We start from the raw sequence: 22084 nt of genomic DNA, 5'->3' as shown, positions 1-22084 counted from the left end.
ACTGATAAAAACCCTGAGGGTTTGGTCGGATGTGCAAATTACAGCATTGGGCTGAAAACCCAATGCCTACCTTCCCCGCATGCCTGCAAGCCGCAGCCCACAAGGGCTGGCGGATCAATCAATATTGTTGATTTCCACCATTAGGAATACGAACTTTTATATCGACAGACCGGGAGTAATATCGCTGCCATACACAACCCCGGAAGCTCTTGCGAGGAGCCAATATCATGAAACGCCACGTGTGGCTCAGCCTGACCCTTTCTCTTTTGGTAGCCAACGTCTGGGCTGTACCTGCGCCCGAACGCGAGCCTAGTGCTGAAGCGCAGCTGGAGATTCAGGCTGTACACGAAACTTTGGCTCAAGACGGCCATGCGCAGCTGATCAAGCAGTTTCAGCGGGTTTAGAAACTGAAAATCTCCCATCCAAACAATATTCAACCATTTGATTTGGAATGCTTTTTTATCCTGTAGGAGCGCGCTTGCCCGCGATTCGGTATATCAGGCGATAAATTTGTCGGCTGCATTGACGCTATCGCGGGCATGCGCGCTCCTACAGGTCCTGCGTTTGCCACGCGACAGCGGCGGCGTAGACGAGGTGGCAGCGCCTGCGGGTGACCGATCAACTGCCCCAGGCTAAAACCCCTTCGACGCAGCCAAAGCTCATTTGCTAGAGTGCTGCTCTGTCATCCCTGATTTGTCTATCGTCATGCTGCCCCGCGCTGAACAGAAACAACAAACGCGTCACGCCCTGCTCAACGCCGCCCATACCCTGATGGAAAGTGGGCGCGGGTTCGGCAGCTTGAGCTTGCGAGAAGTAGCGCGCACCGCAGGCATCGTCCCTACAGGTTTCTATCGCCATTTCGATGATATGGACCAGTTGGGTCTGGCACTGGTCAGCGAAGTCGGCCAGACGTTTCGGGAAACCCTGCGTCTGGTCAGGCACAACGAATTTGTCATGGGCGGCCTCATCGAAGCCTCGGTGCGAATCTTCCTTGAAGTGGTCGCAGCCAAGCGGGCGCAATTTCTATTCCTGGCTAGAGAGCAATACGGTGGGTCGCGACAAGTGCGACAGGCGCTCTGCGCACTGCGCGATGGCATCAGTGCCGACCTTGCGACTGACCTGGGCACCATGCCCAAATGGCAACATCTGGACACGGCAGCGCTTTCAATCCTCGCTGACCTGGTGGTCAAAAGCGTCTTCGCCATGCTCCCCGAATTGATTGATCCGCCTAGCGACGCGCTGCCTGCGCACCTGAAGCCGCAAGCCAAGATCACCCATCAATTGCGTTTCATTTTTAGCGGTGCCAAGCACTGGCGTGGACTGGGAAGCTCCGAACCATCCTGATACATATTGGTGCAGCCGCACCACAAGGCACCCATTTAGTGCGCAGCATGACACCCCCGAACCTCTTTCCTGCCTTTTCCGTCAGCTTTTTCCCACAACACGCCCTGTTGGCAAGCCCCTTGCTCTGATTTGAAGCATCGCAATTAGCTGGATGCCTTCCAATGCTGGTGATTCACAAAAGAATCGAATCTCAACCCGAATGGGCCGCCGAGCTGCATTTGAATTTCGAGGCGCGCAGCAAAAGCCGCCTGCGTTGCTATAGCGCTGACGGTGAAGATGTTGGCCTCTTTCTGGAGCGCGGCCAGCCACCGCTGTACGACGGCGAATGCCTTCAAGCTGAAGATGGACGTATCGTCCGTGTCTGCGCCCGTCCCGAGCAACTGATGCACGTGACCTGCAGCAGCACTTTCGAACTGACTCGTGCCGCCTACCACTTGGGCAACCGTCACGTAGCGCTGCAAGTCGGTGACGGCTGGCTACGCCTGCTGGACGACTACGTGCTGAAGGCCATGCTCGATCAACTGGGCGCAACGACCGAATCCATCGAAGCACCCTTCTCTCCGGAAAGCGGTGCCTATGGCGGCGGTCACCACCACTCCCGGGCGGGTGAGGAAGATTTCAACTACCCACCGAAACTGCACCAGTTTGGCGTGCGTATATGAACAGCGCCTGGGCGCTGCTGCGCCTGGCCAGTCCGCAACTGCCGATTGGCGGCTACAGCTACTCCCAGGGTCTTGAAATGGCGGTGGAAAACCTCGTCGTTGTCGACCCGAGCACCGCGTCACGCTGGATAAGCGATCAATTACTACTCAACCTGGCGCGCTTTGAAGCCCCGCTGCTTTTGGCCCACTGCACGGCAGCTGCCGAAGATGACTGGTGTCAGTTGCTGCAACTGAGCAACGAACACCGTGCCAGCCGGGAAACCCGTGAGCTGAATCAGGAAAGCCGCCAGATGGGCTATTCGTTGCAGCAATTGCTCAACGGCCTGCCCGAACTGGACCGCCCCGCGCGCGCATTCCTGGCACAAACCGAAGAACCGCATCTGGCGCTGGGCTGGGCTTTGGCCGCTCGTGCCTGGCAGATCAGCCCTCAGGATGCGCTGGCCGCCTGGTTGTGGAGTTGGCTGGAAAACCAGTTGGCCGTACTGATGAAAACCCTGCCGCTGGGCCAGCAGGCTGCTCAACGCCTGACCAGTGAGTTATTGCCCCTTTTGCAACAAGCCCAACAGCACGCTACAGAACTTGATCCACACCATATTGGCAGCGCCGCTTTTGGACTGTCATTGGCGAGCATGGCCCATGAACGTCAATACAGCCGACTGTTTCGGTCCTGATTTTCTACCTAACACAGCTACACAACACAGCTACCTAAAAGAACTTACGCACTAGAGCTCAACGGAGAATTCAATGAATAGCCAACCTCTGCGCGTCGGCATCGGTGGTCCGGTCGGATCGGGCAAAACAGCCCTGACATTGGCGCTGTGCCTGGCGCTGCGCGAGCGTTACAACCTGGCGGTCGTCACCAACGACATCTACACCCGTGAAGACGCAGACTTTCTGGTGCGCAACGAAGCCCTGGCACCAGAGCGAATTATCGGTGTTGAAACCGGCGGCTGCCCGCACACGGCCATTCGCGAGGACGCATCGATCAACCTCGAAGCAGTCGACCAGTTGAATCGCCGCTTTGAAGGTCTGGACCTGATCATCGTCGAGTCCGGCGGGGATAATCTTTCGGCCACCTTCAGCCCTGAACTTTCAGACCTGACCATCTACGTGATCGACGTGTCTGCTGGCGACAAGCTGCCTCGCAAAGGCGGACCGGGTATCTGTAAATCCGACTTGCTGGTGATCAATAAAATCGACCTGGCCCCGCTGGTGGGTGCGTCACTGGACATGATGGATCGCGACACTAAAAAGATGCGAGGTGAAAAACCTTTCGTCTTCAGTAATCAGAAAACCGGCCAGGGTCTGGAACAGATCATCGCCTTCATCGAACGCCAGGGTCTGCTCACCCACGCGGCATGATTTCACTCTCACAAGGAAAGCTTCGCATGAACTACAAACAAGCCCTTGGCACCCTTGCCCTGCTGCTGGTTCCAGCACTGGCCTTCGCTCACCCCGGCCATGGCGACAACGGCCTGGTGGCGGGCATCAGTCACCCGATTGGCGGCCTGGATCACTTGCTGGCGATGTTGGCCGTCGGCCTGTGGGCGGCACAGCAAAAAGGCGCAGCTCGCTGGGCGCTGCCTGTTACGTTCGTGGGTACCATGCTGATCGGCGGGCTGCTGGGTTTTGAAGGCCTGAACCTGCCAGCGCTGGAAAGCGGCATTGCGGCATCGGTGCTGGCGCTGGGTCTTGCTGTGGCACTGGCGATTCGTCCGCCACTGTTTATGGCTGTCGGCGCTACCGCATTGTTCGCCCTGTTCCATGGCGTGGCTCACGGTCTTGAGCTGCCGGACATGTCCAGCCCGGCGGCTTATGCCATCGGCTTCGTAGTCGCCACTGCTGCCCTGCACGCTGCCGGTTATGCCGTCGTGCGCTATCTGCCTACAGCGGCTGCGCCTTTGGTGCGGATTGCCGGTGCTATCTCGGCTGCTGCGGGTGTGTGGTTGCTGGCGGCTTGATTCACCGCGTCAAAACCTCTCGCCAACAAGTTGCCTCCTACCTTGAAAGCGTCAGGCTGAGCCACCGCGCCAGAAGGTAGGAGCGAACTTGTTCGCGAGACGGCAAACCCGATTCACCCGCGGCAACCCCTCTCCCTACAAGCGCGCTCCTACAGGCTGGTACTAACTGCTACCATGTCGCGCAATTCACCCCTGCCGTGACGCCTGCCGATGCCAGATGTTTCCAGCTCCGCCATTCAGCCTGATTTGAACGCCGTTTTCGCCACCGTTCAGGCGCACTTCCTGCAAACCATTGTGCCGGTATGGCTTGGCCCTGGCTGGAATGCTCAGTTGGCGCTGCCCTATGAAGCGGTCGATGCCGCGCATCAGCCGTTGCCACCACAGCGTTATCGGGCAATGGCCTGCGCCCGGCAGTTGTTCCTGTTCTCCAGCCTGATCGACCATCCCTCGGTGCCCGAGGCGGCAACCCGTGCGGCAGCCCTGTTTCGGTCTCTGCAGCGGCATTTTCATGATGCGGAACACGGCGGCTGGTTCTACAGCATCGACCCGCAAGGCGCGCCGCTGGACCGCCGCAAGGATCTCTACACCCACGCCTTCATCATCTTTGCTTGCGCACACTACTGGGCCAAGGTTCGCGAACCCTTGGTGGAGTCCGTGCTCAATGCCGCGCTGGATGTCGTTGCAGAGCAATTTGCCGACGATGACGGACTATACGAAGCGGTGCTGGGTGAAGACTGGACAACGCTTGGCAGTGGTCCTTTGCAAAACCCGTTGATGCATCTGGCTGAAGCCTTATTGACCACCGTCGAGGTGCGTAACGACGAGGCGACATTGGCCACGCTCAACGAGCTCGCGTCAGCGATGCAACGGCGCTTCGTGGACAGCAAACACGGCGTGATGCTCGAGAAACCGCTAGGGGCTGTGGATAACTGGTACGAGCCGGGCCATCAGTTCGAATGGTATTTCCTGCTGGAGTCGTCCCCGCATCTGCGCGGCAGCGCCCTGTATCAGTCACTGTGCACGGCGTTTACCCACGCCGAAGCTCAAGGTGTTGATTCGCAGACCGGCGCCGTGGCGGCTGCTCTGGCCAGCGATGGACAGATCAAAGACGCTACTCAACGTATCTGGGCGCAAGCCGAGTACTTGAGGGCACTGACTTTGCGGCCCGGCAGTGAAGCGGCGTTGAGTAAGCAGTTGTTGGCGCTGCAATCGCGATTCCTGCATCCGAGTGGCTGGAATGAGTGCCTGGACGCGGATGGTCAGATCAGCCGCAGTGACATGCCGTCCACTACTCCTTATCACCTGGCGACCTGTTATATCGGGTTGGCGGAGTATTTCCAGAGCCATCGCTGACACCACACTGTCGCGTATCAAACAGATGACCTGTAGGAGCTGCCGAAGGCTGCGATCACGGTATGTCAGGATAAATGCTTCGCAGCCTTCGGCAGCTCCTACAAGAATACGTTGCAACTGAAGGACCGGCTTCGTTTGACAGGAGCCAACAAGTTGCCTCCTGCACATCACTTGATCAACCGCGATTACGATCAACCGCAAAGCCTGCCCAGGTCTGGCTGACCGGCATCAATTCCAGGCTGTTGATGTTGACGTGAGCCGGGGTGTTCATGATCCAGAAGATGGTCTCTGCGATGTCCTGCGGCTGGATGGCTTCAGCGCCTGCGTAGGTAGCGTCGTATTTGCTTTGATCGCCACCGAAACGCACCAGCGAAAACTCGCTTTCACACAAGCCTGGCTCGAGGTTTGTAACCCGCACCCCAGTACCGATCAGGTCGTTACGCAGGTTCAGCGAGAACTGGCCAACAAATGCCTTGGTGCCGCCGTAGACGTTGCCGCCCGGGTACGGATAGTTACCCGCCACCGACCCCACGTTGACGATACTGGCGCCGCGACCATGGGCGATCAGGCGCGAAAGCAGCAGGCGCGTGCTGTAGACCAGCCCCTTGATGTTGGTATCAATCATGGTGTCCCAGTCATCCAGGCTGCACTTGGGTGCAGGATCGATACCGAGCGCCAGACCCGCGTTGTTGATCAGTCCCTGAATGGTTGCGAATTCGGCAGGCAGGCTTTCGATGGCAGCTTCCATGGCCGCACGGTCGCGCACGTCCAGTACCAGCGTGTGTACCTTGGTCTGTTTCGACAGCTCGGCGCCGAGAGCATTGAGACGCTCTTCACGGCGACCGGTCAGTACCAGCGACCAGCCCGCTTGCGCGAAGCGACGTGCGCAGGCTTCGCCAAAACCTGAAGTAGCACCAGTAATGAACACAGTGGAAGTCATTTCATTCTCCTGAAGTGCCGCACCCGCGTGCAGCCGGTTGATGTCGATAAATAAACAAGCCCAGCAGAATGCCCGCCCAGACCGGTTACGGGCAAGTCTGTGGATAAACAATCCATACTTTGGACAAAAAACAACCAACCCCGACCGGACCAGGCAGGGCTTGGGTCTGACGGGGTTTTACCCACGTTATCCACAGCCAGGCCCACAATAACCGTGGGCAACTCTTTTCTGCACAGGCCACGTATTACGCGGGCTGAAGGAACGCCGGAAGCGTTTTTCCCTTGACGTTATCGCGCACGCATGTAAAGCCGGTGAAACATAATGGCCTATAGAATTCATCGGTAATGCCTGTAGCCTTTATCCGCTGCTGGTTTGCGGACTCTTTCCAATGCTTGCCCACAGACTTATCCACAGGCACACAGATCAAAATACCTGTATGAAAAACCAGCCCTCTGAACGTTGACAAACCTGCCGAAAGCAAGCCCAAAAACCACTGATCAAAATTTAACCACAAGCCTGCAGGCCACGTATATAAAGGCCTCCAGTCAAATGCTCCCACGTTATTCACAGGCAGTTCCACAGTAATCCTGAACAAGTCAAAAGCGTGACAAAACAAGCATTTGCAGCGGCTTTATGTCGCGGTTTGAAGCCTCGCCAAAATTGTTTTCCACAATTCGCCTTGCAGTGTCTGGCACGCAACATCAGATCAACAACAGCCCATCAGATTTCACCTCGTTCAGCACGAAAAAAGTCCGCACCTGGCGCACTCCGGGCAGGGCAATAATTTTCGTGTTGTGCAGATGGTTGAACGCCGGTAGATCCCGAACTCTGATCTTCATGAAGTAATCCACATCCCCCGCAACCAGCCAGCATTCCAGCACCTGCTGCAACTCGCGGGCGGCGGCCTCGAAGGTGGCAAAACTTTCCGGGGTGGAACGGTCAAGCACGACACCGATCAGCACAACGGTACTTTGCTGCACCGCATGAGGGTCTATCTGCGCTCGCACGCTTTTAATAACGCCGTTTTCATAGAGACGCCGGGTGTGATTCCAGCATGCAGTAGTGCTCAGCCCGACCTTTTTGGCGAGGTCCGCATTGCTGATGCGGCCATCGATCTGCAACGCCCGCAGGATCTTGCGCTCCTGCACCGTCAATTCCGGCGTTTGGGACTGTTCTTTCATCGCCCGAGACCTCGTTTGCACCCGTGAAATGGATGAGGGGGAATAGCCGTTATGCGCAAATCATGCCGGGCGACGAACAAACGTTCAGGAAAATGCCTGCAGGAGGAATGTTCATCCGTGACGCCATTTTTTTATGGACGACGTTCCGATTTGAAGGCCCAAATATGTAGGAAACCCCAGCACAGTTTCAGTAGCTTAGAGGTGAGAAATACCTGCACCTTTAACCCGCCGGGAGCGCTGTAATGCTTGGGATATCCGAATCTGCAGTCTGGGTAAAAGCCCCCTCTCCGGAGGTCGGTGTGGTGATCGTCACCCGTGCCGGCCTGCCGGGTTACATCAGTGAACGTCTGCGCAGCGCGATAGACGATTGGGATCAGGTCGCTTACCTGCACGTCAAACACGCTCATGAGTTCCTGGAAGACTGGCTGCGGGCAGAGTCGGCGCAGAGCGCACCAAACCTGGACACCTCTTGCCACGCCAGTCAATTGCTGCGCTCGGTGTCGAAAGGTTGTTATTTACTGGATATCGAAGAAAGCCCGTCGCCCCAACTCACCTGGCTAGGCTCAGTATGCGGCCACAAATTGCATGTGATCAGGCTTGGGGAGACAGAGTTATCGCCAGCGGCAATGGATAAGCAGGTTGAAGAGATTCTGGTAAAGGTCAGCGCCTTGGCGAAGAGCATTCTGGAAGAGCGGTTTATTGGGGTTTGATGAGGGGGCTATTCAAGTCACCCTTTAGCTAAAAATGCTCGCCAAACGGTATACCTCAATCACCGCGTCAGGCCCATCGCCAACAAGTTGCCTCCTACCTGATACCGCGCCACATGGTAGGAGCGAACTTGTTCGCGAGGCGGCAGGCCTGAATCACCCCGTAAAAGCTCTCGCCAACAAGTTGCCTCCTACCTGATACGCACCACATGGTAGGAGCGAACTTGTTCGCGAGGCGGCAGGCCTGAATCACCCCGTAAAACCTCTCGCCAACAAGTTGCCTCCTACCTGATACGCACCACATGGTAGGAGCGAACTTGTTCGCGAGGCGGCAGGCCTGAATCACCGCGTGAAACCTCTCGCCAACAAGTTGCCTCCTACCTGATACCGCGCCACGGTAGTGCGAAGGCTGCGATCGGGGCTTTCTAACACACCACCATTCGCAGCCTTCGGCAGCTCCTACAGGTTTTTCAATCAACCATTACGGAAGATAAAGCTGTAAGCACTCAGTGCAGGCACGCCACCCAAGTGGGCGTAGAGCACTTTCGAGCCTTCCGGGAATTCGCCGTTGCGGACCATTTCGATCATGCCGTGCATCGACTTGCCTTCGTACACCGGGTCGGTCAGGACGCCTTCAGTGCGAGCGCACAAGCGGATGGCTTCCAGGGTGCCTTCGTTCGGCAGACCGTATTCAGGATAGGCGAAGCGTGTGTCGAGGATGACGTCGTCCTCGGTAATCTCCTGCCCCAGTTCCACAAGCTTCGCGGTGTTCTGAGCAATACGCAGCACCTGCGCCTTGGTCTTTTCCGGCTTGGCCGAGGCATCAATCCCGATCACTTTGCGTGCACGACCATCCGCTGCGAAACCCACCAACATGCCGGCGTGGGTGCTGCCGGTTACCGAGCAGACGACGATGTAATCAAACTTGAAGCCCAGCTCTTTTTCCTGCTCGCGAACTTCCTCAGCAAAGCCGACAAAACCCAGGCCGCCGTATGGATGTTCGGAACAACCGGCAGGAATCGGGAAAGGTTTGCCGCCGCTTTCCTCAACGTCCGACATGGCCTTCTCCCAACTCGGACGAATGCCGATGTCGAATCCCGCTGCATCCAGACGTACATCCGCGCCCATGATGCGCGACATCTCGATGTTGCCGACCCGGTCATACACCGCGTCGGAATAGTTGACCCAGTTTTCCTGAACCAGCACGCATTTCATGCCCAGGTGCGCAGCAACCGCAGCGACCTGGCGGGTCTGGTTGGATTGGATGCCGCCGATGGAAACCAGCGTATCGCAGCCTTGCTCCAGCGCTTCGGGAATAAGGTATTCCAGCTTGCGGGTCTTGTTGCCGCCGAAGGCCAGGCCGCTGTTGCAGTCCTCACGCTTGGCATACAGATCGACCTTGCCGCCCAAGTGCGCGCTTAGTCGTTTCAGAGGCGTGATGGGCGATGGACCAAACGTCAAAGGGTAGCGCTTGAACTTACTCAGATTCATGAGAGGGCTCCTCAGTATTGAAAAAATCCAGGCACGTTTTGCCGTGCTGGCGATGACTCAATGCTAAGGAACTACGCAAAAAAACGGGTTGCAAAGTTAACGCTATTTTCGGCTTTAAATTAATCAGAATCCTGATTAACCTAACAACGTTGCTTAATCATCTATTCCTACGCAATAAAAGAGCGCCTTCGAAATGTCCTCAAGCCCAGACGCAACCAGCACCGACAGAATCGACCGCGCGATCCTTAAAGCACTGCAAAAAGATGCTTCGATCTCCAACGTCGCGCTGGCGGAAAAGGTCAAACTCAGCGCCCCGGCATGCTTGCGTCGGGTCGAGCGCCTTAAACAGGCCGGGCTGATCAAGAAGATTGTGGCGGTGCTTGATTACGAAGCGCTGGATGCGGGGATGGTGGTGATTATCGGCGTCGTGCTGGATCGCTCGACTCCCGAGTCATTTTCGGCGTTCGAGACGGCCGCACAGAAGATCTCGGGCTGCATGGAGCTGCATGTGGTGACGGGAGAGTTCGATTACCTGATGATGCTGCGCACGCGCGACAGCCAGAGCTTCAACCGACTGCACGCCGAGCAGCTGCTATACCTGCCCGGAGTGCGTCAGATCCGTTCATTCATGGGGCTGCGTTCGGTGCTGTCGACGACGATGATTCCGTTGTGAATTGAGACGACACAAAAACGAAGCGATTAAAATGCGATCTCTCAGGCATCGCACCGCCTTCAAAGGTAGGAGGCAACTTGTTGGCGAGAGGACCTGACGCGGTTCTTCAGGCACGCCGCCTCGCGAACAAGTTCGCTCCTACCCAGAAATTGCGTTGTCGCAGGCGTCACGTCAGCCTATCAATGCCCGCCCAGATAAGCGTTACGCACCTCTTCGTTGACCAGCAACTCCTGCCCCGTGCCGCTCAGGCGGATTTCGCCGTTGACCATCACGTAAGCCCGGTCCGACAGCTTGAGGGCATGATTGGCGTTCTGCTCGACAAGGAAGATAGTCATGCCTGTCTGCGCCAGTTCGCGCAAGGTCGCGAAGATCTGTTTGACGATGATGGGTGCCAGGCCGAGGCTTGGCTCATCAAGCAGCAACAGTTTCGGACGGCTCATCAAGGCCCGTGCAATAGCGAGCATTTGCTGCTCGCCACCAGACATGGTCATGGCGCGCTGATTACGACGCTCCTTGAGGCGCGGGAACAACTCGAACATGCGCTGCATGTCTTCGGCCGAGTGTTTGTCGCCAATCGGGATAGTGCCCATCATCAGGTTTTCCTCGACTGACATGTCGGGGAATACCCGACGCCCTTCCGGCGATTGCGCAATGCCGTTGGACGCGATGTAGTGCGAGGACTTCTGGGTGATGTCAGTGCCCTGATAAATGATCTGCCCACCAGCCGCCCGGGGCTGACCGAAGATTGACATCAGCAGCGTGGATTTACCCGCGCCGTTGGAGCCGATCAGGCTGACCGTTTCACCTTCGTTGATGTGCAACGAGACTTTCTTCAGGGCCTGAATCGGCCCGTAAAACACATCGATCTCTTTCATTTCGAGGATCGGCTTACTCATACCAACTCCTCTTCATCAGCGCCCAGATAGGCTGCGATCACTTTCGGATCGTTGCGGATCTGTTCAGGCCCACCAGTGGCAATCACGTTGCCATGATCGAGCACCACGATATCGTCTGAAATGCCCATGACCATGCCCATGTCGTGCTCGATCAGCACGATGGTCATGTCATGTTCGTCACGCAGCAGGCGGATCATGCCGCTCAGTGCTTCGGTTTCCTGCGGGTTGAGCCCCGCTGCCGGCTCATCCAGGCAAATCACTTGAGGCCGTGTGCACATGGCACGCGCAATTTCCAGACGACGTTGCTGACCATAGGAAAGCTCGCCCGCCAGACGGTTTGCGCAATCCACCAGGTCCACCACTTCGAGCCAGTAGAACGCCGTATTGATGGCGACCTCTTCTGCCTCGCGGTAACCCTTGGTATTGAGAATGCCCGCCAACAGGCTGCGGTTGACCCACATGTGCTGCGCAACCAGCAGGTTTTCCAGCACCGACATTTCCTTGAACAAACGAATGTTCTGGAAAGTCCGCGCTAGCCCTGCCCGGTTTACCAGATGGGTACCGCCGAACATCTTGTAGTAGACGCGACTGAGGAAGCTTTTCGGCGAGACAAAGTCCGTGCCCTTGAATGGCTCGCCCAGCAGTTTGATGACGTTGGTGGTCTGCCCGCGGGTGTGCAATTCAATACGACCACCGGTGGCTTTGTAGAAGCCGGTCAGGCAGTTGAACACCGTGGTTTTGCCTGCGCCGTTGGGGCCGATCAGGGCAAAAATCGAATTACGCCGCACTTGAATGCTGACGTCACTGAGCGCCTTGATGCCGCCAAAGTGCATCATCAGATGCTCGACCGAAAGAATGATGTCGTTGCTCATGGCGCAACCCCCTTGCGTGGAGTGACCCCGGTACGTGAGACACGGATCAGGCCGCGTGGCCGCCAGATCATCATCAACACCATGAGTATCCCGAACAGAAGCACACGGTATTCCGCAAAGCTACGCAGCAGCTCAGGAGCAACCGTCAACACAAACGCGGCAATGACCACGCCCATTGTCGACCCCATACCGCCCAGCACCACAATGGCAAGGATCAAGGCTGACTCGAAGAAGGTGAACGAGGTCGGGTTGATGAAGCCTTGATAGCTGGCAAAAAACACCCCGGCCAGACCGGCAGTCGATGCGCCGATGGTGAACGCCGAAAGTTTGACCAGCACGTGGTTCAAGCCCATCGACCGACAGGCGATTTCGTCTTCACGTAGCGCTTCCCAGGCACGGCCAATCGGCATGCGGGTCAGACGATGCTTGATGTACAGCACCGCCAGGACGACCAGGAAGAGCACCGCATAGATAAAGATAAATTTGAGGTTCGCGCTGTACTCAAACCCGAAATACTCATGGATGGGCACCCCGCCGTCTTTGGCGCGACGTCCGAACTCCAGACCGAAAAAGGTCGGCGAAGGAACCGCTACGCCATTCGGTCCACCCGTGAAAGACAGCCAGTTGTTCAACACCAGCCGGATGATCTCACCAAAGCCCAGCGTCACGATGGCCAGGTAGTCACCATGCATGCGCAACACAGGGAAGCCCAGTATGCAGCCAGCCAACGCTGCGGCAATGGCCGCCAGTGGCAATGCCGACCAGAAACCGAGCCCCAGATACTGATAGCCCAATGCGAGACCGTAAGCACCGATGGCGTAGAACGCCACGTAACCAAGGTCAAGCAGGCCAGCCAGACCGACCACGATATTCAGGCCAAGGCCCAGCAACACGTAGATCAACCCCAGAATGACGACCGTCAGCACGTACTTGTCGGCAAACACCGGGAAGACCATGGCGATGACAATCATGGCTGGAATGATGAAGCGCAGGCGTGATTTGTAATCCGGTGGCAGCACATGCACGCCAGAGTCTGAACTCTCGAAACTCTGGGCAACAGTGACGCCCTTGGGCGTCTGCATGAATAGGCTGAGCAACAGACGACCGACCATTACCACAGCGACCAGGACCGCTACGCGTGCGGGTTCCAGGTTGAAGCTATAACCGTCGAGTACCACACCGACTATCGGACCGAAGACAATAAGCGCCAACAGTCCAGCGATCACGGCATCAATCAGGCTTTGTTTGAAGTTGATGGGTTTTATAGTTTCGGACATACGTTATACCTTCGCCACGAGTGGGCGACCCAGCAGGCCTTGAGGACGGAAAATCAGGATCAGTACCAACAGGCCGAAGCTGAACACGTCTTTGTAATCCGAGTTGATAAGACCGGAGAACTGCGACTCTGCAACCCCCAGGATCAACCCGCCGAGCATCGCACCCGGCAGTGAGCCAATACCGCCCAGTACCGCAGCGGTGAACGCCTTGATGCCGATGATGAAGCCAGCATAGAAGTCGAACGTGCCGTAATTCATGGTGATCAACACACCGGCCAGCGCAGCCATGGCGGCGCCGATAATAAACACGTAGGAAATCACCCGATCGGTGTTGATGCCCAGAATCGAGGCCATCTTGCGATCCTGTTGGGTCGCGCGGCACATCCTGCCCAACTTGGTGTACTTGATGATGTAAGTCAGCACGCCCATGCCAACGAACGCAGCAATCAGGATAAATATCTTGGTGAAAGTGATTTGTACAAAACCGCTGCCCACTTCAAAGCGCCACGCGCCTTCGAGCAAAGTCGGTACGCCTTGCTGACGGGCACCCTGGCTGATTTGTGCGTAGTTTTGCAGGATCAGCGAGATACCAATGGCGCTGATCAGAGGAGCAAGGCGTGTCGAGTTACGCAGTGGCTTGTAAGCCACTCGTTCAATGACAAAGCCATACACGCCGGTCACCACAATGGTGAAGATCAACGTGCCGAGAATAAGGAAAGGGAAAGACTCCAGACCGAAAAATGACAGGACGGCCAGGCCTATGGCGGCCAGGTAAGCCGAGATCATGTACACGTCGCCGTGGGCGAAGTTGATCATGCCGATGATGCCGTAAACCATCGTGTAACCGATGGCGATCAAACCGTAGACCGACCCGAGGGTCAGACCGTTGATCATTTGCTGCAGGAAAATACCGTCCATCACGCACGCTCACGAACTTGAAAGGCTAGTGATGCAGGCCCGCGGCACCCTTGTGAGGCGCAACGAGCCGTCATTCACTAGCTGACAGAAGATCTTCGGGGTCGCAACCTTGCGCCCCCATTACCAAGCAGCACGAGCATTCGAAACACTCGTGCGGCTATGCACGTTGCTTACTTCTGTTTTTCAAGCTGGTGGTATTTACCGTCTTTGTCCCACTGGTAAACCACGTAGTCGGAGACTTTCAGGTCACCTTTGGTGTCCCAGGCTTTCTCGCCCATTACGGTTTTAACCGGGTGAGCTTTGAGCCACTTGCTGGCATCTTCGCCCTTGTTGGATTTAGCACCATTGAAGCCGGCAGCCAGGGCCTGAACCGACGCGTAGGCATACAGGGTGTAGCCTTCTGGCTCGTAGCCGGATTTGCGGAACTCGTCCACGACGGCCTTGCTGTCTGGCAGTACGCGTGGATCGGCGCCGAACGTCATGTAGACGCCATCAACGTATTGCGCGCCGCCAGCGGTGGTGACCAGCTCATCCGTTACGATGCCGTCATCGGACATGAACTTGACGTCTTTCAAGCCTTGCTCACGCATCTGACGAACCAGCGGACCGGCTTCCGGGTGCAGGCCGCCGAAGTAAACAACGTCGGCGCCTACCGAGCGGATTTTGGTGACCAGAGCACTGAAGTCTTTCTCGCCACGGGTCAGGCCTTCTTCAAGCACTGGTTTAACGCCGCGAGTGGTCAGTTGCTTGGCTGTAGCATCGGCCAGGCCTTTACCGTAGGTGTCCTTGTCGTTGATGACGGCGATTTTCTTGCCTTTCAAAACATCAACGATGTAATCGCCAGCCACAATGCCTTGCTGGTCGTCACGACCACACATACGGAACATCGCACTCAAGCCGCGCTCGGTAACAGTCGGGTTGGTCGACCCCGGAGTAATCGCGATGATGCCCGCTTCGTCGTAGACTTCCGACGCTGGAATGGTCGACGACGAGCAGAAGTGGCCGACAACACCAGCTACCTTGTCCGAAGCCGCTTTGTTAGCGACCGCGACGGCTTGCTTTGGCTCACAAGCGTCGTCATAGGCGGTCAGTACGATCTTTTCCCCGTTAACACCGCCCGCCTTGTTGATCGCGTCGGCAGCTGCCTGAGCGCCTTTCATGTATTGCTGACCAAACGATGCGTTGGCGCCAGTCATTGGCCCCGCGACGCCGATTTTTACATCAGCCTGAGCAAACGAAGACACGCCCAATGCAGTAGCGACTGCAATTGCAAGAAAGCCTTTTCTGTAAAACGTCTGCGACATGAGTGGTGCTCCTGAGATTTTTTTGATTAGCACTGCAACTACAGAGTTGCTCTGAGCAAGTGGCGTGCCATTCGTTTTTTATTCTGATGAAACTCATGAACTTGTTGCGTTCGGCCCAGCTAGAGCCTTTGACCAAAGGGCATGCAACCCTCTACATCAAGCAATGTGCAACCTTTGATTAAAAAGGTGCAACCACTGACAAAATAAGTAGCAACCTACGCATCCAGCCACGTACAACCCTGCTGTAACAGCATGCGTCACCGAACTGCACACCGGCGGTGCGCGTGCGCTACGGGACGCACCATATGAGGTTAGTGAAGATTATTACGCGATGCACGAATCTCTACCCTATAGGCACGACTTCGATGCCTGACCCGCGCGGTGTATGACAACAAACGTTAAACCTGTAGGAGCGAGCTTGCTCGCGATAGCGTCTGATCAGGCAACGCTTTTCCTATTTATCAGACAGCTATCGCGAGCAAGCTCATTCCTACAGGGTATGTGTCAGCAGCCTAAGTAGTTTGGCTCCCACAAGGCTGCATGGAGTTCGAGATAGACCTCAATCGAACGTAATACCCTGCGCCAGCGGCAACTCCAGCGAGTAGTTCACGGTCGCGGTCTGGCGACGCATGTAGCCGCGCCACGAATCCGAGCCGGACTCACGACCGCCACCGGTTTCTTTCTCGCCACCAAATGCGCCGCCGATTTCAGCACCGCTCGGGCCGATGTTGACGTTGGCGATGCCGCAGTCACTGCCCAGCGCCGACATGAACTGCTCGGCTTCCCGCACATCCGTTGTGAAAATGCACGACGACAGGCCTTGTGGCACGGCATTGTTCAGACGCAGCGCTTCGTTAAAATCCTCATAACCCACGACGTAAAGAATCGGCGCGAAGGTTTCGGTGCAGACCACGTCGCTCTGTTCTGGCATCTCAACAATGGCCGGAGAAACGTAGTAGCCGTTCGGGAACTTATCTTCCAGTTGGCGCTTGCCACCAAACACCTTGCCGCCTTCGCTCATTGCCTGTTCCAGCGCATCCTGCATGGCCTGATAGCTGTGTTTATCGATCAGCGGACCGATCAGATTGCCTTCCAGCGGGTGGCCGATACGGATTTTTTCGTAAGCAGTTTTCAGACGCGAGACGATTTCGGCTTTCACCGATTCATGGGCGATCAAACGTCGCAGGCTCGTGCAGCGCTGCCCGGCAGTACCCACGGCACTGAACAGGATGGCGCGTACGGCCAGATCCAGGTCAGCTGTCGGGCTGAGAATCATGGCGTTGTTACCGCCCAGTTCGAGGATACTGCGAGCGAAGCGCGCGGCCACTTTCGGAGCCACTTCACGCCCCATTCGGGTGCTGCCGGTTGCACTGATCAGGGCCACGCGCGGATCATCGACCAACGCTTCACCGGCATCGCGACCACCAATAACCACCTGAGCCAGGTAATCCGGTGCATCAGCAAAGTCGGCGGCAACCTTGTCGAACAGCGCCTGACATGCCAGACCAGTCAACGGTGTTTTCTCCGAGGGCTTCCAGATCACCGAGTTGCCGCACACCAGCGCCAGCGCGGTGTTCCACGACCAGACCGCGACAGGGAAGTTAAACGCGCTGATCACACCGACCACGCCCAGTGGATGCCAGGTTTCACGCATGTGGTGGCCTGGACGTTCGGAGGCAATAGTCAAACCATACAACTGACGGGACAGGCCGACGGCGAAGTCGCAGATGTCGATCATCTCCTGCACTTCACCCAGACCTTCCTGAGTAATCTTGCCAGCTTCCCAGGAGACCAGCTCGCCCAGATCAGCCTTATGCTTGCGCAGCGCTTCGCCGAACAGACGGATCAACTCGCCACGCCGTGGGGCCGGTACTTTGCGCCAGGCCTGGAAAGCCGCATCGGCACGCGTGACCTGCTGCTCCACTTCAGCAGCGCCTTCCCAGCTCACTGCGCCGATGCGACTGCCATCAATGGGGGTATGAACAGGCTGGTCGCCCTTCTGATATTTCGCGGGGTCGACACCGAGTCGGTTTAGCAGGTCGGTAAGCATGTTCTCTCCTGAATTCGGGAATGCTGAAATAACGGTAAATCTTCAGGCTCTAGTAATAGCTGGCCTTAACGCCATCAACAAACGACCATTAGGCGAGATATCATTCCTTTTATTCATGCTCCCAGGGATGGAGCCGCCTCTGGATCGAAAAAGGCCCGAACAATGCTCAACAGACGTCACCTGCCCTCTATTACGGCGCTGCAATGCTTCGAAGCGGTTACCCGACACCTGAGCTTTACCCGTGCCGCTGAAGAGCTGAACCTCACGCAAAGTGCGGTCAGCAAGCAAGTGGCGCAGCTTGAAGAGCTGGTGCAGCACCTGCTGTTTCGCCGGGTGCGTCGTCGCTTGCAACTGACCCCGGCAGGCGCGCTGTACCTGGGCGAAGTGCGCAAGATTCTCAGCCAGATGGAGATGTCCACGCACTTCCTGCGCTCCTATGGCGGCGAGACCGAGGTGCTGCGGGTTTCCACACCCTCGACCTTCGGCGCCCGCTGGCTGGTGCCGCGCTTGAAAGGCTGGCGTCTGCGTCATCCGCATATCCATCTGGATTTGGTCAACGAGCAGGAAAACGATGACCTGATTCAAAGCCGCTGCGATTTCACGTTCTACTTCGGCCAGGGTGCAAGGCCCGGGGCAGAGAGCGTGCGCTTGTTTGGCGAAGAACTGGTGCCCGTCTGCGCACCGGGCGCTCTACCCGCCACACCGTTTACCGATCCGACACAGTTGGCCGATCTGGTCCTGCTGCAAAACGCCAATCGCCCGCAAGGCTGGCATGACTGGTTCGACAGTCAGGGCTATCACACAGAACACAGCTACCACGGGCCACGCTTCGAAACCTTCTACATGTGCATTCGCGCAGCGCAGGTCGGCTGCGGCGTCGCCCTGCTGCCGCGGTTTCTGGTGGAAGAAGAGCTGGCCGACGGCAAGCTGGTCATCCCGTGGCAACACGCCTTGCCAAGCAGCGACGCGTATTACATGGCCTACCCGGAGCACGCTGCTGAAGTGCCAAAGATCAGGGACTTTGCCGAGTGGATGCTGGAGCAGCTGGAAGCAGAATAAATGCGCGAAGCCTCTCGCCAACACGTTGCCTCCTGCCTGACACCGCACCAAACGGTAGGAGCGAACTTGTTCGCGAACGGCAGACCTGATTCACCGCGTAAAATCTCTCAGCACTGCACTTTTGCAGTTCAGATGCTTCCCATACGGCAGGTTCTAATAAAAATGATGCGCAGCAATCGACAATCAAGCCGCAGGCTGCTCCGTATAAACAACAGCTTTCAACCGATCAATACCGTCCCCGAAGTGGAACGTAAAAGGACGACCGAGCTTGGCGACCATAGATTGGCATTTGGCCTCAAGATGAGCGTACATCTGGGGCGAAAGTTTGCCGAACTGCTCATACTTGTGATAGTTGTGGGAATGTACCCCCAAGCTGCCTATTCCCACGGTTACCTCATTTACAGACCCAACGGAGCGCTGTGAAGTCATGACCAACGCTACCTTATCCTCAGAGAGTAAGCGGCGAAAATATCTGTTCTCGACCGTCATCTTGACGCCCATACGCTGATAATTCCACAGTATGACCCCCATATCGAAAGCACCCATATTTTCGAATTTATCGATCCCCCTTGATGCAGCCGACCGGAAAGGCAGATCATGATTTATTCTCGAAGAAACATAGCAGTAGAACTCCGACTTCCCATGACTGTGCAAGAGATCGGATAATCCAGCGGAGTTATATTTAAGCCTGATTGTCATTTCAGACTGCGGATAGATGTAAACGCCGGTATCGGATCGTTCGTAAAGCTGAGATTGAGAAAATTTATAGCCAGGTGAATCCGGATCCATTATTACGTGACCGCTGAAAGCAGGCATCCGCTTGGCCTCAAGAACATCCTGCAAGGCATGCTTAAGCGCCTGCTGCTGATCGGGCCCAAATGACTCATCCTTGATAGCAACATGTATGATGCTGGATTGCTTCTTATCAAGCTGAAAGTCGAGCCCTTCAACCTGAACACCCAAACCACGTAGCGATTCGATTACATTATCAGGATAAAGCGTAAAGGCAGCTCTCCCCGGCTCCATGTAAAGCTGATTGACGGGCTTATCAAAATACAAAGTCGCGTAACGCCCTGCTTTATCACTATCGGACGAACGCTCCTTGTCGCACCCCAAAAGTAAAACCAGAAAGGATAGGGCGATCATCTGTAATTTCATGGTGCACCAACGGAATTTAAATTAAAAACACTCTCCTTTCAGGAGTCGGCCGGAGTCTAGATTCAAGTTGTCACACCATCAATCAAATAAGCCCATACCACTGAGCTCTCGATAATTTTAAGAAAATTCCTACAACCAATAACGGTTACTTCTTTCACAGGAGAGAGCAATTCGGTTGTAGTGGTGCTTGGTCTGGTGGCATTCCGACGATAAACAATAAAGCGGTATGTCTTCTGCCTGCGTCTCATACATCGCGGGAAAGCCTCGCTCCCACATAGATCTGCGCAATCCTGTAGGACCGAATTTATTCGGGAAAACGGTACTTCAGGCGATAAAAGCGACAGAGGTACCGGTAATTCGCGAATGAACTCCGCGATAATTGTGCTCGTCGGCCACCATAGAATCTCCCGAAGGGAATCTACTAATCCCCTCAACAACCCAACCAAATCCTGACGTCAGCATTACGGCTGCTTCGACCCACTAAATAGTTTTTTATGGCTGTGTGCCGCCCCGTGTTGAACCTATATTCCAGCAACCTTGGGTAGAAGCCTTCGCGCCACGCATGTCGATCGCTCCGTAGTTTCCCTGACTTGATCCCCTGACAGGTTATGAAGCTATGGCGACCGCTAACATTGCAAAGGCAAGCTCACTGCCCTGGCTCACAGACAGGCACCTGGCGGTTTTTCTGCTTGTGGCCCCTGTGGCGCTGATGACACTGGCGATCCTGATTAATAATCACGGGATGTTCATCTATACGCTGGACGATCCTTACATCCATCTTGCGCTGGCAAAGCAGATGTTCAGCGGTCACTACGGGATCAACCCCGGCGAATTTTCAGCGCCCTCATCAAGCATTCTCTGGCCATTCCTGCTTGCACCTTTTGCCTTGCTCGGTAACGGAATGGTCCTCGCGCCCTTTGTCCTCAATCTGACTTTCGCGTACCTGACCATTGGACCACTGATCAAGTTGCTGGAGGGTTTGCATCCGGTCAGCAAGGTCCTCATTCTCGGCGGCTTCTTCCTCGCCACTAATCTTTATGGCCTGATTTTCGCGGGGATGGAGCACACGCTGCAGGTCTATCTGGTTGCATTGATAGCCTGCGCCGTCGTGCAAAAAGAGTTCGGCCAGATCGCGGTAACGCCGCTGCCTATTTACATCGCGCTGATTGTATTACCGCTGGTGCGGTACGAAGGTCTGGCCGTTTCCCTGCCTGTACTGGCTTATCTTTTCTGGCTCGGTGAGCGACGCTCGACGCTGATCAGCGTGGCAATCATCGGCGTGCTGGTCATTGCGTTTTCCCTGTTCCTTAACCACCTGGGGCTGGGCTATATCCCCTCCTCTGTGCAGGCGAAAACAGGAACCGGCCTGAACGCTCTGTTTTTCAACCTCACCAACCAACTCGATGCTTATGGCTGGGTCTTGCTTGCCCAGCTTTTTGTATGCGTGCTGTTCTTCGACAGAAAGCCGCTGATCCTGATGTTGCTGACCGTCGCCGCGCTGCACACTATTTTCGGTAGGTCGGGGCAAGGACGTTATGAAGCGTATTGGCTAACGTTCGTCGGGGTGTTCGTGCTCTACGCCTGCGCCACCCGCATGAGTGAACGCTACATGACCGCGCTGTTTGCAATGCTGCCCATCGCCTTCGCAATTCCGGTGTATACGACGTTGCGCGTACCGCTTTCCTCAGCGGCGATTTACAACCAGCAGTACTCCAGCGGGGAGATTGTCCGGGAACTGGGTGAGCCCGTTGCCGTCAACGACCTGGGCCTCGTAGCGCTCAATGGCAATCAGTACATCCTGGACTTATGGGGACTGGGCAGCATTCAGGCGCTGCACTATCGCAAGACCCGGACCGACGTCGAGTGGATGACCACGCTGATGGACGAGAAAGACGTTCACTACGCATTTGTCTACAACGAGTGGTTCCCCGAAAGACCGAAGAACTGGATCGAGGTGGCCGAAATGCGCCTGACCATTCCTCGCGCCTCAGCCGCAGCTTCAAGCGTTTTTTACTACGCGACCGACGAGGAATCGGCGAAAAAGCTCAAGGCGGTGATGGAGCGGTTTCGTGACGAAACCCCAAACGGGAAATTCACCCTGAATTTTCCAGTGGTTGCGGCGGTGCACTGACATACACCACGCATGACTTGTAGGAGCGCACGAGCACCGCGAGGCCGCGATAGCTTTCCCCTTGATACACCGCCATTGCGCCTCGCGGTGCTTGTGCGCTCCTACAG

21 protein-coding genes are annotated in these 22084 nt (G+C 56.1%); 11 read left to right on the top strand and 10 right to left on the bottom strand.

Annotated features, from left to right (window positions below; translation table 11 throughout):
- Positions 1 to 227: 227 nt before the first annotated feature.
- The 7 genes from ACYASS_RS21750 to ACYASS_RS21720 all read left to right on the top strand — a co-directional run bounded on the left by ACYASS_RS21750 (position 228) and on the right by ACYASS_RS21720 (position 5320).
- The gene (locus tag ACYASS_RS21750; protein ID WP_463587632.1) at positions 228 to 404 is read left to right on the top strand and encodes a hypothetical protein; all 177 of its coding nucleotides are present in this window, start codon (positions 228 to 230) and stop codon (positions 402 to 404) included.
- A 301-nt stretch (positions 405 to 705) separates the two neighbouring features.
- Positions 706 to 1344, top strand: coding sequence for a TetR family transcriptional regulator (locus tag ACYASS_RS21745; protein ID WP_122663113.1), 639 nt, complete (start codon positions 706 to 708; stop codon positions 1342 to 1344).
- 161 nt (positions 1345 to 1505) lie between these two features.
- Positions 1506 to 2006 carry an urease accessory protein UreE gene (gene ureE, locus ACYASS_RS21740; RefSeq protein WP_243245209.1) on the top strand — a complete coding sequence of 167 codons (501 nt, stop codon included), beginning with the start codon at positions 1506 to 1508 and terminating at the stop codon, positions 2004 to 2006.
- Positions 2003 to 2677, top strand: a complete 675-nt coding sequence (locus tag ACYASS_RS21735; RefSeq protein WP_243245211.1) for an urease accessory protein UreF — start codon at positions 2003 to 2005, stop codon at positions 2675 to 2677. The genes ureE and ACYASS_RS21735 overlap by 4 nt, the downstream gene beginning before the upstream one ends.
- A 73-nt stretch (positions 2678 to 2750) precedes the next feature.
- Positions 2751 to 3368 (top strand): urease accessory protein UreG, encoded by a 618-nt coding sequence (gene ureG, locus ACYASS_RS21730; RefSeq protein WP_463587631.1) that lies wholly within the window; start codon positions 2751 to 2753, stop codon positions 3366 to 3368.
- A 26-nt stretch (positions 3369 to 3394) separates the two neighbouring features.
- Positions 3395 to 3967, top strand: coding sequence for a HupE/UreJ family protein (locus ACYASS_RS21725; RefSeq protein ID WP_463587630.1), 573 nt, complete (start codon positions 3395 to 3397; stop codon positions 3965 to 3967).
- Between the two features lie 210 nt (positions 3968 to 4177).
- Positions 4178 to 5320 (top strand): AGE family epimerase/isomerase, encoded by a 1143-nt coding sequence (locus ACYASS_RS21720; RefSeq protein WP_463587629.1) that lies wholly within the window; start codon positions 4178 to 4180, stop codon positions 5318 to 5320.
- Between the two features lie 175 nt (positions 5321 to 5495).
- Here the strand turns inward: ACYASS_RS21720 and ACYASS_RS21715 are convergent, their stop codons facing one another.
- Both ACYASS_RS21715 and ACYASS_RS21710 read right to left on the bottom strand, forming a co-directional pair.
- The gene (locus ACYASS_RS21715) at positions 5496 to 6260 is read right to left on the bottom strand and encodes an SDR family oxidoreductase (protein ID WP_243245218.1); all 765 of its coding nucleotides are present in this window, start codon (positions 6258 to 6260) and stop codon (positions 5496 to 5498) included.
- A gap of 701 nt (positions 6261 to 6961) precedes the next feature.
- Entirely contained in the window at positions 6962 to 7441 is a 480-nt protein-coding gene (locus ACYASS_RS21710) for an Lrp/AsnC family transcriptional regulator (protein WP_243245219.1), read from the bottom strand.
- Between the two features lie 242 nt (positions 7442 to 7683).
- On the opposite strand from ACYASS_RS21710, the gene ACYASS_RS21705 reads away from it, so the two are divergent.
- Positions 7684 to 8151 carry a transketolase gene (locus ACYASS_RS21705; protein ID WP_463587628.1) on the top strand — a complete coding sequence of 156 codons (468 nt, stop codon included), beginning with the start codon at positions 7684 to 7686 and terminating at the stop codon, positions 8149 to 8151.
- Positions 8152 to 8622: 471 nt separating this feature from the next.
- Here ACYASS_RS21705 and ACYASS_RS21700 read toward each other — a convergent pair whose 3' ends face one another.
- A complete protein-coding gene (locus ACYASS_RS21700) occupies positions 8623 to 9639 on the bottom strand; it encodes a 1-aminocyclopropane-1-carboxylate deaminase (RefSeq protein WP_122663121.1) in 1017 nt (338 codons plus the stop codon).
- A gap of 193 nt (positions 9640 to 9832) precedes the next feature.
- Here ACYASS_RS21700 and ACYASS_RS21695 point away from each other — a divergent pair, with 193 nt between their 5' ends.
- Positions 9833 to 10312, top strand: coding sequence for an Lrp/AsnC family transcriptional regulator (locus tag ACYASS_RS21695; RefSeq protein WP_122663122.1), 480 nt, complete (start codon positions 9833 to 9835; stop codon positions 10310 to 10312).
- A gap of 179 nt (positions 10313 to 10491) precedes the next feature.
- Here the strand turns inward: ACYASS_RS21695 and ACYASS_RS21690 are convergent, their stop codons facing one another.
- The 6 genes from ACYASS_RS21690 to amaB form a co-directional block, all read right to left on the bottom strand.
- A complete protein-coding gene (locus tag ACYASS_RS21690; RefSeq protein WP_243245224.1) occupies positions 10492 to 11208 on the bottom strand; it encodes an ABC transporter ATP-binding protein in 717 nt (238 codons plus the stop codon).
- Entirely contained in the window at positions 11205 to 12080 is an 876-nt protein-coding gene (locus tag ACYASS_RS21685) for an ABC transporter ATP-binding protein (protein ID WP_122663125.1), read from the bottom strand. Before ACYASS_RS21685 ends, ACYASS_RS21690 begins: the two co-directional genes overlap by 4 nt.
- Positions 12077 to 13357: a high-affinity branched-chain amino acid ABC transporter permease LivM gene (gene livM / locus ACYASS_RS21680; protein WP_463587627.1), complete on the bottom strand. Its 1281-nt coding sequence runs from the start codon at positions 13355 to 13357 to the stop codon at positions 12077 to 12079. The genes ACYASS_RS21685 and livM overlap by 4 nt, the downstream gene beginning before the upstream one ends.
- 3 nt (positions 13358 to 13360) lie before the next feature.
- On the bottom strand, positions 13361 to 14275 hold the full coding sequence (locus ACYASS_RS21675; RefSeq protein WP_122663127.1) for an ABC transporter permease subunit: 915 nt from the start codon (positions 14273 to 14275) through the stop codon (positions 13361 to 13363).
- A 170-nt stretch (positions 14276 to 14445) separates the two neighbouring features.
- On the bottom strand, positions 14446 to 15579 hold the full coding sequence (locus ACYASS_RS21670) for a branched-chain amino acid ABC transporter substrate-binding protein (RefSeq protein WP_463587626.1): 1134 nt from the start codon (positions 15577 to 15579) through the stop codon (positions 14446 to 14448).
- A gap of 559 nt (positions 15580 to 16138) precedes the next feature.
- A complete protein-coding gene (gene amaB, locus ACYASS_RS21665) occupies positions 16139 to 17629 on the bottom strand; it encodes an L-piperidine-6-carboxylate dehydrogenase (protein WP_463587625.1) in 1491 nt (496 codons plus the stop codon).
- 162 nt (positions 17630 to 17791) lie between these two features.
- Between amaB and ACYASS_RS21660 the strand changes: the two genes are divergently transcribed.
- Complete coding sequence (locus ACYASS_RS21660; protein WP_463587624.1) at positions 17792 to 18688, top strand: LysR family transcriptional regulator; 897 nt, start codon at positions 17792 to 17794, stop codon at positions 18686 to 18688.
- 183 nt (positions 18689 to 18871) lie between these two features.
- Here ACYASS_RS21660 and ACYASS_RS21655 read toward each other — a convergent pair whose 3' ends face one another.
- Entirely contained in the window at positions 18872 to 19846 is a 975-nt protein-coding gene (locus ACYASS_RS21655) for a hypothetical protein (RefSeq protein ID WP_463587623.1), read from the bottom strand.
- A gap of 616 nt (positions 19847 to 20462) precedes the next feature.
- On the opposite strand from ACYASS_RS21655, the gene ACYASS_RS21650 reads away from it, so the two are divergent.
- A complete protein-coding gene (locus tag ACYASS_RS21650) occupies positions 20463 to 21977 on the top strand; it encodes a hypothetical protein (protein ID WP_463587622.1) in 1515 nt (504 codons plus the stop codon).
- Positions 21978 to 22084 lie beyond the last annotated feature (107 nt).

The sequence above is a fragment of the Pseudomonas sp. HP_14 genome (genome assembly GCF_055283875.1).
The sequence above is the reverse complement of the archived record's forward strand: the minus strand, read 5'-3'. Positions and strand labels throughout refer to the sequence as shown.